Here is a 12466-nt window from a genome sequence, read left to right as displayed (position 1 = left end):
AAATAAGATGACACAGCGAAATTATTTACGAAAATACTTTATAATGGGTAGCCAGGATTGTGACCGCGATCCAGAAATTATCTTACAAGAAGCAATTAACGCTGGTATTACCGCTTTTCAATTTCGTGAAAAAGGAAAAGGGTCCCTTAACGGTGAAGCAAAAATAGATCTTGGGAAAAAATTACGTGTGCTTTGCCGTCATTATAATATTCCGTTTTTCATTAACGATGATGTGGATCTCGCAATAACACTTGACGTTGATGGGATTCATGTCGGTCAAGAGGATGAAAAAATTGCTAACTTACGGATCGAATTTCCAAATCTACTTATCGGCTTATCTGTTTCTAATGAAGAAGAATTAAAAAGAAGCCCGCTTCATTTAGTCGATTACATTGGAGCAGGTCCCATATTTGAGACAACTTCAAAAGACGATGCCAAAGCTGCCGTCGGTACTTATTGGATAAAATATTTACGGAACAAGCACCACTACCTTCCTATTGTTGGAATCGGCGGGATTAACACATCGAATGCCCACCAAGTGATTGAAGCAGGAGCAGACGGGGTTGCTGTTATTTCGGCGATTACAAAGTCAGAAGATATTTATACTACCGTAAACTCGTTATAAAATTATCCAGTCTGTTTAGCGGATTTTGAAATGGTCAATAAAATATTTATTCCGCTTAGAGCTACAACAATTAAAAATAAATAAAATATGATGGAATCGCCTGCTGGATAAATACCATCACCTAGATAACCCATTATAACGACGTTTAATCCAGAAACTAAAATTACAGTAATGGAAAAAAGCCCAACTATCAACGTATTAGCTTCCATTTTACGTTTCAAGAGACTTATTAATAAAAATAATATGATCACAGAACTCAAAATAAAGATAATTAAAATTTTTCTCATATAAGTGCGTGTTCAAAACTCCTATGTCTTTACAGACACCGCAATGAATGAAAATGGGGGTGTGGCGTTTAATAATTAATTACTTTGTTTATTATAGATACTACAGAGCTTGGTGATCGTACATTTCTATGACGAGCACTTCTACCATAGGAAACAACATTTTCGATGATTAGTATTCCTCGCATTAAGGGATTCCCTGGCGGAGCGTCTAGTGGAAGAAAGTATCCATAATGTCCAGATTTTCCATTTTGGTAGTTAATAAGCTCAAGTCCAATCAAAAAAACAGAATGGGGGATAAAAAGCATCATATAACAAATTAATCAAATAATTTTTTCCAAAAAAAGTAATTTTACTTTTTAGGGAGCTTTTTTGTGTCAAAATTGAGCTTATCTCCCATTTTCGTATAAAAAAAAGGATAAAAAGAACCAAGAAGTTCGAGGTGGCGCAGCTCCCGTCAGCGGAATGTATGCTTTTAAATACATGAGCAAAGATTTGGCACGCAGGAAAAGTGTTCTACTTTTCCAAGGAAACGCTTCTAGCACGCAGAAAAGTGCTTTCCTTTTTCAAGGAGCGGAAAAGCAAGCATTCGTGCGAAATTCGCAGTGTCATTTCTACCGGACTTTTTGAACTTCCTCTATATAAATAAATTTCTAAACCTACCAATATCATAATCCCCTTCATATGATCAAGCCTAAATCGATATAAGATTTAGGCTTTTTATGTGATTAGTAAATTAATATGAACTGCTACCCTTTTCCCCTGTTACGATAGCAATTCCTGCACTCGCCCCAATTCTATTCGCTCCCGCTTCAATCATCGCTTTAGCGGATTCTAGATCACGCACTCCACCTGATGCTTTTACACCTATTTCAGGACCGACAGTCTGACGCATTAAGCGAATATCTTCTACTGTTGCCTGCCCAGGTCCAAATCCAGTAGAAGTTTTTACAAAATCTGCTCCCGCTTCTTTTGCTAATAAACAGGCGCGCTCTTTTTCATCGTCCGTTAAAAAGCCCGTCTCAATGATTACTTTTACAATAGCCTGTTCACTTGCAGCACGAACAACTTGTTTAATATCTTGATATACTGTCACCTCATCCTTTGACTTTAAGGCACCGATATTTATAACCATATCGACTTCCGTTGCACCAGAGGCAATCGCATCCCTCGTTTCAGCAATTTTGGTAAAAGTACTTGTGGCTCCTAACGGAAACCCAATCACCGTAGTAATCCCTACATTTGTACCCATTAGTGCTTTTGCAGCGATACGTACCCACGATGGATTAATACACACTGTTGCAAACTCATACTCTTTGGCTTCTTCGCAAAGTTTTACGATATCCTCTTTTGTCGCCTCTGGTTTTAAAAGTGTATGATCAATCTTACTTGCTATACGTTTTTCTACCATTTATGTCTCCCTTTCTTTCATCAATTAAAAAAAGTCGGTTAGAAATGTTTGCTTTTGAGGAATCATTTTCTCTAATTGTTCTATCGCTGAGACCTTCCCATCAATTAAATGATGTGCCAATAACTCTTTTGGACGTTTGAATCCAAGACAAATCGATGTGAATTGCTGTATCGTACAGTTGATATCCCCATTCCTTAAGCCTTTTACTTTCGTTACTACTGTTTTCCCAGACTGTGTCTGAATTTGATAGCCGGCACTATTTTCAGAAAAAGATTCATCTTCAATCAAAATGGTAACGGAACCTTCTGCCTCTGTAAATGGGTAATTTTTTAAAAAATTATCAACATCGACAATCCGAGCCATCGCAAAGGTTTCTTTCTCTTGTTTAAAAAATGGATTTTTTAATTTATATGGTAATAAATCATTTTCAGGGACGATCATTTTCACTTCTTTAGCCATGGAATCATGGTTTCCAATAAATTCATAGAGCAAATACATCCCATTTAACGATGTATAAACCATTTCTATCACAGTAAATACCTCATCTTTCACTTTATAGATGATATATCCCTCTGGATGACCTGTCTCGTGATAAGCCACTCTAATCTGTGCCACTTCATCTGTAAGTACGCGCTGTTCCCACCATTTTTCATTCCGTTTAAGCATGCCATTATACTGTTTTGCAAACTTCTTGTAGATTGAATCAAGTAACGAAATATCATCTGTTCTTCGTATATAGCCATTTCCATACCAATCCTCTTTTAATATTCTAAGTGGGATTGTATAACGTTGATTCATAAATGATAATTCCCATCCGTACTTTCTATAAAACCCAACATGAAAAGGATCCAAGACAGAAATCGTTTGTCCAGCTTGCTTCATTTCTTTTAAGGCTTGTAACAATAACTTTTTTGCAATCCCCTGCCTGCGAAATTCAGGCCATGTCGCGACAGAAGCAATCCCTCCCATTTGGTAGACTGTCCCATTGATATACACTTCAAGTGGGATAATGTGCAGTTTCCCCGCTAATGCCCCATCTACCATATACCCCAAAATTGAGTGACGCTCAGCTTCCTCTTTTTTCACCTGACGTTGTTCATCACTCAATGTATATTGAAAGGCAAATTGCGAAAGAGATATAATATCTTCAACGTTTTCTTTTGATAACTTTTTTATACCCTCCATCTGCTACCTCCTCATTAGTTAGTTTCATTCTAGTGAAAGATACCATTGTCGTCAATGCTATTAAGTGAACTAATTATAAATTTTCCAAACGAGAAAGCCCATGTAGAGCTAGCTCGTCTTTAGACATGGGATGATAGTGATCGCTTTCGCTGTCTAAATTGTCTGAAAATGTGCTACACTTGGCTTAAAGACAAGCAAAAGTCTCTAAAACATTCTTGTTCATTGGAAAACTGGATAAGGTTCGGTAGCCTGATCATGCTATCGGTAAAACAATATGTGTCGTCAAGCAAAAGACGCTAAAAGACATCGAACGAAAAGCTGTACACTATGGTAACAGTAGTGATTTTGAATTGATTGCGTATTGTAACATATCTCTCGAGCGTACAGCATCATTAAACTCACTTTCTAACTCTGTTCCCTCATATATGAACGGACTATCTCCTTTTTTAACTTCATCATTTTCTTATATTTTAAATTCTTTAATGTCCCCACTTTCGGGTTCTCCATATACCTTTTGTTCATTTTCCGCGACAATTTTACCCGTAACTAAGATCGATTCATCCATTTTCTCTTTCGTTATTTTTTGAACGAAAACTTCCATTTCCTTAGGAGCGACTTGATCTACTGTAGCTACCCTTCCTTTAAACACATAAATAGCAGCCATTACAATGACAAGCGTAAGTACCCCCACGCCTATGAATATCTTTGTTTTCTTTTTCACTTCTTTTCCCTCTTGTTGGTATCCCATGTATTAAATTATTAATACACGGGAAGTAGGCACGCTCTATCTGTACCAATAAACTAATACACTTCACTATATTATGGTTGTGACATTGAGCAAAAGCAAGTCCTCTTTTTCAATTAAAAAGACTGAACAAAATTATCCGTTCATTCCATTTTGTTTTGCTATGCAAAAACACGCATTGCTTCAAAAATAAATTTTGCCAATCCTTCACAAAAATTGATCGATATTTTTCGTAAATCGTTCATCCATAATAGTTTATAATTTTTTCTAAATACAATTGCAATTTGTGCTTCCACTGATTTTGGTGAAAATGATAGTACTTTTATTTAGATTTAGCTGCTGGCGCTCGAATAATTTCTAAGTGCCATTCTCCATATAGCCACACTACTAATAAAGAATATTAGTGCGATCAATCCAGCTAGACCCAATAGATGAATTGAAAAATTACCGATTAAAGCACTGGCAGGAATAGTTGTAATAAAAGCAATTGGGAAAATGAAGGAAAACAAAAAGCGTAACCCACTTGGATAAACAGACAGTGGAAATTGTCCAAACTCCATTAACATATTCAATATTGTCTGTAAATTCCTTACATCAATAAACCAAAATGCAAGCGACATTATTATAAACCAAATAGAATAAATGATAATAATACTTAATACTATTAAAAAACTACCTAATATAAATGAAAACAGTAAAAATAACTTTAATTTAAATAAACCTACAAATACTAGGAAAAAACCGATTAATATATTCGAAGCATCCCATACTCTACACCTACGTAAGGAAACATAAAATTGTGCATTTATAGGTTTTAATAGTATAAAGTCCATTGTCCCTTGTCGAACATGTTCAGAAAGTTGGCCTAGATTTGGAATAATAATTGAATCAACAATTCCTCTAATTAGTCTAAAAATTCCAATTAACACAACAACCTCAGTAAAAGTCCATCCTCCAATTTCGTTAGCATTTTGAAACATAACATAAATTACAGCCAACGAAGCCAATGAGGAAATTACTGCATTAAAGAAATTCATAAAAAAATCAAAACGATACTCTAATTCTTCCTGAATAGAATTTTTAATAAACACGTAGATTAAATTAAAGTACATCATGCACCAACAGCTCCATACCTTTTTAGTCCTCTATACCACAAAAACCTATATAAAAAAACAAAAATGATTACCCAAGAATATTGAATAAAAAAACCTAAAAAAACTTCCGAATTCGATAAGTTACCATTTAATATTGCTACAGGAAAATAAATAACATATGGAAAAGGAGATAGTAAAATGATTTTTTGAAGATATAATGGAAACATGTCAATTGGTGCAAATGCTCCACTTAAAATATAATTCAGACTCTCCCAAACTCTACTTGTTGCCAAGGTTTTATCCGACCAAAATGAAATAAGTCCCATACTAAATTGTCTATGAAATTGTAGAATAATTGAACCGATAAGTGAAATGAAAAATAGTGATACATTGAACAAGTCCATCTTCCAATCTAAACCAAAAAAAAAGTAAACAATTGCGATTGGTATTACCAAAAATGGAATAGCGAAGAAAGTAATCGAAATCTTTTCACTTACATATGACCAATAGGGATTGATAGGCAACAATAACTTATTTGACATATAACCATAGCGGATGTCAGAATCCAATCGGGAAAGAATTGGACTGGCCATTAGCTGCCCAACAACAATCACTGCTAAAAAATAATTTATGAAATCAGAAGAAGTTCTTCCGCTTAAAGGATTTTCATTCGCAATGTTTATCCAAACAAACATCGTTACTAAAGGAAGTAGACCATTTAGCATCCATATCCAAATGCCGATACGATAAGTCATTTGCAGCGTAAACATACTTTGAGTCATTTTAATTAATTTAATAAAAAACTTTTTCATAAGATCACCTGATCGTTCTCTTTTCTATACTTGGTTATGTATTGGGGGATAATTTTTTCAATCGGTTGTTCATTGATATTTATATCTTTCACCTCATAATTATCAATGACTGTTGCTAAAAATGAGGCTACATTTTTTTTACTCACTATAACCTTTAATTTATAATCATCGACATATACTACTTCACTGACATCAAATAAATTACTTTTATCTACTTTTGTTTCCGTTTGAAATAATATAGTAATTTCTTTTTTTTGCCCGTAATCGCCAAACAATTGAATCGAATTATCATAAATCAAAGATCCTTGTTCAATTATCATCAATCTATCAGATAATGTGGTTATATCTTTCATATAATGACTTGTTAAGATAATGGTAGCATTAACTTTTTCATTGTATTCTTTTATAAAACGTCTCACTGTTTTCTGCATACTAGAATCTAGCCCAATAGTTGGCTCATCGAGAAATAATATGCTCGGTTCATGAATAAGTGCGCTTGCTAATTCGCATTTCATTCTCTCACCAAGCGATAGTTTTCTCACTTGTTTATTTAACACTTTTTCTATATTTAAAAGCTCGGATAAAAAACGCAATCTTCGTTTAAATACATCATTTGGAATTTCGTAAACAGCCTGATTAACTAATAAGGAGTCGTGTGCAGACAAATCCCATGAAAGCTGTTGTTTTTGTCCCATAATCATCGTAATATCTTTCAAGAATTGTTTTTTTCTTTTTTGAGGTATATTGCCGTTAATTAGAATACTGCCATATGTAGGATATAAAAGTCCAGATAACATTTTTAATGTGGTAGTCTTACCTGCCCCGTTATTCCCAATAAAGCCGATAATTTCTCCTTGTTCAATTTCAAAGGAAATATCTTTGACAGCATGAATACTGTTATATTCCCTTTTGAATAAAGACTTGACACTACCAATAAAACCAGGTTCTTTTTCATGCACTTTATATATCTTATTTAGATTATTAACTGAAATCATTCAATTCCTCTTTTCATCCTTGTAGACTTTTCTTTTTCATATAGTTTCTCATATAACTTCGTGTCCCTCAATACATCTAAATCCTCATTCGGTAGATTTATTTCTTCTAATTCTTCAAACACTTGTTGCCCATCATCAACCGAATTAATTAAATCATCAATTAGATCGGGGGCTTTATTAAAGAAAAATGGATCCTTGGATTTGATTGTAGATCTAATTGAAATAAAGTATTTTGGAGGTATAGGAATTTCTTTACCAATCCTGCTTTTCCCTTCTTCCCCTTTCCAAAATTTCCCAAACATGATGCCTTTACTTGTATAGTGAGTTTTTAATAACCAATGTGGTATGTCCAATAATTCTCTACCCTTTTTATCCAAATATTGATCTTTAATATTAAATATTATATTCCTACATAACAATAAAGCCCGACTTTTGTTAGTTGAGAGTCTATCATTTCTAAATAACTCTGTATGCATTAATGAAATATAAAAAATATCTTTATTAATACTTTCAATAGAGTTTGATTCAAGTTCATAATTATAAAAGTAAATAGCATCTTTTTTTGTTGATGGTGCTATATACGGACAAAAACCCTTACTTATTTCCTTTACATATTGATCAAATTCTAGGTTATTTAATTCTCTTAATTCTTTCATCACTATGACACCTCACTTTTTTTAAAAATATCATTTTACAAAAAAGATACTTCTAGCATCTACATTATTAGAAGTACCTCTTTTGGAATATGATAATTATTTAATGAATCATGTATCAATCCTATGAGGAGACCATTACTGGCTTATCATCCAGCTTAAAGTAAGCATTACAATCCCAGGATAATTTTAAAGGTTCTCTATCCAACTGAAAATAAGCGTTGCAATCCCACGATAACTCTAATGGCTGTTTTTTATTGTTACGTTTAACTGATTCAATTGTAAAATTATAATCAGCACCATAGTTATTATCTAGGTAATTTTTGTATGCAACAGAGTCAATATTAAATTCTTCATCTGCAAACCAGAAAGGGTGTAAGGGACCGTATAGTCTTTCATAGACTGCAACCCAATTAATAACATCTACTCCACCACAAACATTATGTTCTAGTTTTACCCCTATTTCCTTCATACAGAAATCCTCATAAGTTTCCGTACTCTTAAGCAAATTATGCCAAACCTGATCAATAGCTTCTGAAAACATTAAACTTGGCACATCATAATCTCTGTAAATTTTTAAAAATTTAATTAATTCCTGTTTACCAATAGTCTCTAACTTATTCATGATTTTTCCTCCCAATTAGTTATAGTATTTACTTCTTAACATGGGTCGGGAAAGCTCCCTTCCAATGTTTTTTATATTCCCTCCTTGTTTTAGTTAATTGATACTTTGAATATACTGATAGCGTAAGCTATAAAACTACCAATGTCAATAACTTCCATTAATTCAAAATTATATACTTTTATTCAAGTTTATTCATGAAAATTCAACGTTCTTTTGTCTAATCACAAAACTAGCGTTCAAAGCATGTTAATATTCTAGTTAATATTGATATGTTTACTATCTATCCCTTCTCGAAGTAGCACTACATACTCCAATAATTTGGTAGACTGTCCCATTGATATACACTTCAAGTGGGATAATGTGCAGTTTCCGCTAATGCCCCATCTACCATATACCCCAAAATTGAGTGACGCTTGGCTTCCTCTTTTTTCACCTGACGTTGTTCATCACTAAATGTATATTGAAAGAATTGAAAGGCAAATTGCGAAAGAGATATAATTTCTTCAACGTTTTCTTTTCATAACTTTTTTATACCCTCCATCTGCTACCTCTTTAGTTAGTTTCATTCTAGAAAGATACCATTGTCGTCAATGCTATTAAGTGAACTAATTACCTTTCTAATACAATCTAGTAATTAATTCCCTAATTAAAAAGCACGAGAAATCTCCCGTGCCCTCCGAAATATGCTTACATTCTATTATTTTAGAACAAAATTATAAAGAACAATCGTCTATTACTCATGTCTAAGTGCATCTATCGGACTTAATTTTGATGCTTTATTCGCTGGTAAGATTCCAAACACGATTCCAATTAATGCCGAGAACCCAACACCAATCATCACGACGATTGGACTTACAACTGCTGTAAAAGGTAAAAACTGTGAAGCTACCATAGTTACCAACATCGCAATTCCTATACCAACTACCCCCCCGAGCAATGTAATCGTCATTGCTTCGATTAAAAATTGCGAAAGTATCCTACCTCTTGTTGCACCAATTGCTTTACGTAAGCCAATTTCACGTGTTCGTTCTGTAACGGATACGAGCATAATATTCATCACACCTATACCTCCAACAAGCAATGAGATACCAGCGATGCTACCGATAACGAGCGTAGTGATAAGATAAAATGACTGAAACTCTTCTTCATATTCACTCATATCCCAATACGTATACATCCCATCCTCTAAATTTTTCAATTCCGTAAGAAGAGAAGCAGCCGTTTCTGCAGTTTCTGTTAATGTTTCCGCACTACTAGCTAAAATCTGAATTTGCTGTATTTCAGATACTCCAAACATCATTCCATTTAATGTGCGTGGCATTAAACCTTCTCCTTGGTCCATACGATACTCTTCTGGAATAGTAGATTTGTAAACACCTACTAACTTGTATGGATTTCCATCAATTTCAACGATTTCCCCAACTACTTCTTCATCTTCTTTAAATAATTTATCGCGTGTATAATCATCAATCATAATTACACGATTCATATTATCATTATCTTGTTCCGTAAAAGGACGCCCTTCTAACATTTCTATATTTTTACCGTAAAAATAGTCTCTGCCCACTCCAACGATTTCAATTTCTATTTGTTTGTCATTATGAATCAAATTTCCCCAGCCTTGATTGATTCCCATCGCAACTTGAACCCCTGAAATATCTTGAATTTCTGCCAAGTCTTCAGAGGTTATTTCTGGTTCTATCCACATCATTTCTCCGCCATCTTCAGAAGGAAACGGCTCATAATATAGTTCAATAATGTTTTTATCTGCTCCAAATAAATCATCCGTCAACTGATTTTGTGCTCCTGTTCCAATAGCAACAATAATAATAACCGCACAAACTCCAATAATGATACCTAACATTGTTAAAATAGAACGTATTTTATGATTCCAGATAGAGGATAGTGCAATTTTAAAGCTTTCCATTAAGTTCATACATCTAGCCTCCGTTCCTCGGTGATTACACCGTCACGAAGAAAGATAGTTCTGTTTGCATATGCAGCTATTTCCTCCTCATGTGTTACGACTATTACCGTTTTCCCTTCCTCATTTAACTGCGTAAATAATTCCATGATCTGTAGACCTGTTTTTGAATCAAGTGCTCCTGTTGGCTCATCTGCTAAAATAACTTCTGGATCATTCACTAGTGCTCGTGCAATACAAACACGTTGTTTTTGCCCACCTGATAATTCATTTGGTAAATGCCGGGTTCGATCAGCAAGTCCAACCTTTGCTAACATTTCTTCGGCTCGAATTATTCGTTCTCTCTTTTTGATATCTGCATAGACAAGTGGTGCCTCTACATTTTTTATCGCATTCAATCTAGGCAATAGAAAAAATTGTTGAAAAACGAAACCAATATGTTTATTTCGGAGCCTGGCTAATTGGTTTTCATGAAAAGCAGTTATCTTCTCACCATTTAATTCATAATCACCAGATGTTGGCGAATCCAAGAAACCAATGATATTCATTAAAGTAGATTTTCCTGAGCCAGATGGCCCCATAATTGCAATAAACTCCCCATCCGCTATTTCTAGATTTATATCATGTAGGACAGGAACTTCTAGTTTACCAGATTTATATATTTTACTTATATTACTCAACTTCATCATAGGAGGTCACTTCCATTCCATCATACATCTCAAAACTTGGAGTGATTACAACTAACTCTCCTACTTCTACTCCATCAGTAATTTCAATAAATTCATCATTCATCGCACCAGTCTCTACGTCTCGTCGTTCAAGCACTCCGTCAATAAGCACATAAACAAACGGAGCCTCTTCCATCATCCCATCTTCCATACCAAACATGTCATCCATCATATCTGCGTCTTCATCTTCTTCACCCATCATCATATCATCCAAAAGAGCTGAATGCGGGACAACCAGTTTTTTCTCGTCACCCCCAATAGCTACTTCTAAAGAAACATGGTAACCTTGTCTTAATTCCTTCGTGTCATCTGTAATTTCTACTTTGAACGGATACATCGTGACATTCATATCACCACCACCGTACATGTCCATTTCCCCTCCCTCTTCATCGGTTGGGAATTCAGAAACAGACTCTACCTTTCCTTTCCATTCTCGGTCTTTAAACACTTTTGGGCGAATGACTACATCTTGTCCAGATTTTATTTTGACACTATCAAACTCGCTCATTGTACCAATCACTTTAAATGGTTCATTGGAAACGATATGCACAACTGGTTCTGTTGTTCCTTCTTCTGTTCTTTCTAAATTTTTATTTACCTTTACAACGGTACCATCCATTTTACTTTTTACCGTCAATGCTTTTTTCTGTTCATCAATCCGATTTATTTCTGCCTGCGCTCCTGAAACTTCCGCTTTAGCATTTTCTATTTCAAGTGCTAACTGATTCTTTTCTAATTCTAGTGACTTAATATCTTCATCCGTTATAAAGGTCCCTTCTTCATCTGTACTCTGCCCATTTTCTTTTGCTTTTTTCATCTCTTCTATTTGGTTTACCATTTGGTTTAATTGATTTTGAGTCGCTTGCGTATTATTTTGTAGTATATCTCTTGAGCGTACCGCCGCATTCAACTCATTATCTAACTCTGTTCCATTATATACGAATAAACTGTCGCCCTTTTTTACTTTATCATTTTCTTTTACTTTAAATTCTTTAATTTCTCCATTTTCAGGTTCTCCGTACACTTTTTGTTCATTTTCAGCGACTATTTTACCGGATACTAGTAGCGTCTCTTCCATTTTTTCTTCTGTTACTTCCTGTACAAGAACTTCCATTTCTTCAGGATCCATCTGATCTACCGTACTTACTCTCCCTTTAAACGCATAAATAACAGCCATTACAATAACAAGCGTAAGTACCCCTGCGCCTATTAATATCTTTGTTTTCTTTTTCACTCTTTTCCCTCCTTGACCCACTTAACGTATTAATCGTACAGTACACTAAAAGTATTAACAACCCCTATGTATCATCCGCTTAATACAGTTGTTTTAATTATAAAGCGCAAGGCTTGGAAAAGCAAGCACTGAGTTAACTATGTAAAATCAG

General features: G+C 34.5%; 13 protein-coding genes. 1 reads left to right on the top strand and 12 read right to left on the bottom strand.

From position 1 onward, the window contains the following. The first annotated feature begins 7 nt into the window (after positions 1-7). The gene (gene thiE / locus SPD89_RS14260; protein WP_336262620.1) at positions 8-625 is read left to right on the top strand and encodes a thiamine phosphate synthase; all 618 of its coding nucleotides are present in this window, start codon (positions 8-10) and stop codon (positions 623-625) included. 2 nt (positions 626-627) lie between these two features. Here the strand turns inward: thiE and SPD89_RS14255 are convergent, their stop codons facing one another. The 12 genes from SPD89_RS14255 to SPD89_RS14200 form a co-directional block, all read right to left on the bottom strand. After that, the gene (locus SPD89_RS14255) at positions 628-819 is read right to left on the bottom strand and encodes a hypothetical protein (protein WP_336262618.1); all 192 of its coding nucleotides are present in this window, start codon (positions 817-819) and stop codon (positions 628-630) included. 826 nt (positions 820-1645) lie between these two features. After that, a complete protein-coding gene (deoC, locus tag SPD89_RS14250) occupies positions 1646-2320 on the bottom strand; it encodes a deoxyribose-phosphate aldolase (protein WP_336262617.1) in 675 nt (224 codons plus the stop codon). A gap of 24 nt (positions 2321-2344) precedes the next feature. Next, positions 2345-3505, bottom strand: a complete 1161-nt coding sequence (locus SPD89_RS14245) for a GNAT family N-acetyltransferase (RefSeq protein ID WP_336262616.1) — start codon at positions 3503-3505, stop codon at positions 2345-2347. A 463-nt stretch (positions 3506-3968) separates the two neighbouring features. Beyond that, positions 3969-4226: a hypothetical protein gene (locus SPD89_RS14240; protein WP_336262615.1), complete on the bottom strand. Its 258-nt coding sequence runs from the start codon at positions 4224-4226 to the stop codon at positions 3969-3971. Between the two features lie 356 nt (positions 4227-4582). After that, on the bottom strand, positions 4583-5365 hold the full coding sequence (locus SPD89_RS14235) for an ABC transporter permease (RefSeq protein WP_336262614.1): 783 nt from the start codon (positions 5363-5365) through the stop codon (positions 4583-4585). After that, positions 5362-6156 (bottom strand): ABC transporter permease, encoded by a 795-nt coding sequence (locus SPD89_RS14230; protein ID WP_336262613.1) that lies wholly within the window; start codon positions 6154-6156, stop codon positions 5362-5364. The genes SPD89_RS14235 and SPD89_RS14230 overlap by 4 nt, the downstream gene beginning before the upstream one ends. Continuing rightward, complete coding sequence (locus SPD89_RS14225) at positions 6153-7151, bottom strand: ABC transporter ATP-binding protein (RefSeq protein ID WP_336262612.1); 999 nt, start codon at positions 7149-7151, stop codon at positions 6153-6155. The genes SPD89_RS14230 and SPD89_RS14225 overlap by 4 nt, the downstream gene beginning before the upstream one ends. Next, positions 7148-7807 (bottom strand): DUF6875 domain-containing protein, encoded by a 660-nt coding sequence (locus SPD89_RS14220; protein ID WP_336262611.1) that lies wholly within the window; start codon positions 7805-7807, stop codon positions 7148-7150. The genes SPD89_RS14225 and SPD89_RS14220 overlap by 4 nt, the downstream gene beginning before the upstream one ends. Before the next feature lie 121 nt (positions 7808-7928). Beyond that, positions 7929-8429, bottom strand: coding sequence for a hypothetical protein (locus tag SPD89_RS14215; protein WP_336262610.1), 501 nt, complete (start codon positions 8427-8429; stop codon positions 7929-7931). 733 nt (positions 8430-9162) lie between these two features. Beyond that, a complete protein-coding gene (locus SPD89_RS14210) occupies positions 9163-10365 on the bottom strand; it encodes an ABC transporter permease (protein ID WP_336262609.1) in 1203 nt (400 codons plus the stop codon). Further along, positions 10362-11042 (bottom strand): ABC transporter ATP-binding protein, encoded by a 681-nt coding sequence (locus tag SPD89_RS14205; RefSeq protein WP_336262608.1) that lies wholly within the window; start codon positions 11040-11042, stop codon positions 10362-10364. Before SPD89_RS14205 ends, SPD89_RS14210 begins: the two co-directional genes overlap by 4 nt. Further along, entirely contained in the window at positions 11026-12315 is a 1290-nt protein-coding gene (locus SPD89_RS14200) for an efflux RND transporter periplasmic adaptor subunit (RefSeq protein ID WP_336262607.1), read from the bottom strand. The genes SPD89_RS14205 and SPD89_RS14200 overlap by 17 nt, the downstream gene beginning before the upstream one ends. Between the last annotated feature and the right edge of the window lie 151 nt (positions 12316-12466).

The organism is Pseudogracilibacillus sp. SO30301A (assembly GCF_037072025.1).
Classification (GTDB): Bacteria; Bacillota; Bacilli; order Bacillales; family Amphibacillaceae; genus Pseudogracilibacillus.
Note: the sequence above shows the minus strand (reverse complement) of the source record. Positions and strands in the feature narration are given on the sequence as shown.

Coding starts and splice junctions, on each gene's coding strand:
- SPD89_RS14215 (WP_336262610.1), bottom strand. CDS start 8,429: ATGAATAAGTTAGAGACTATTGGTAAACAGGAATTAATTAAATTTTTA.
- thiE (WP_336262620.1), top strand. CDS start 8: ATGACACAGCGAAATTATTTACGAAAATACTTTATAATGGGTAGCCAG.
- SPD89_RS14220 (WP_336262611.1), bottom strand. CDS start 7,807: ATGAAAGAATTAAGAGAATTAAATAACCTAGAATTTGATCAATATGTA.
- SPD89_RS14210 (WP_336262609.1), bottom strand. CDS start 10,365: ATGAACTTAATGGAAAGCTTTAAAATTGCACTATCCTCTATCTGGAAT.
- deoC (WP_336262617.1), bottom strand. CDS start 2,320: ATGGTAGAAAAACGTATAGCAAGTAAGATTGATCATACACTTTTAAAA.
- SPD89_RS14245 (WP_336262616.1), bottom strand. CDS start 3,505: ATGGAGGGTATAAAAAAGTTATCAAAAGAAAACGTTGAAGATATTATA.
- SPD89_RS14225 (WP_336262612.1), bottom strand. CDS start 7,151: ATGATTTCAGTTAATAATCTAAATAAGATATATAAAGTGCATGAAAAA.
- SPD89_RS14235 (WP_336262614.1), bottom strand. CDS start 5,365: ATGATGTACTTTAATTTAATCTACGTGTTTATTAAAAATTCTATTCAG.
- SPD89_RS14205 (WP_336262608.1), bottom strand. CDS start 11,042: ATGATGAAGTTGAGTAATATAAGTAAAATATATAAATCTGGTAAACTA.
- SPD89_RS14230 (WP_336262613.1), bottom strand. CDS start 6,156: ATGAAAAAGTTTTTTATTAAATTAATTAAAATGACTCAAAGTATGTTT.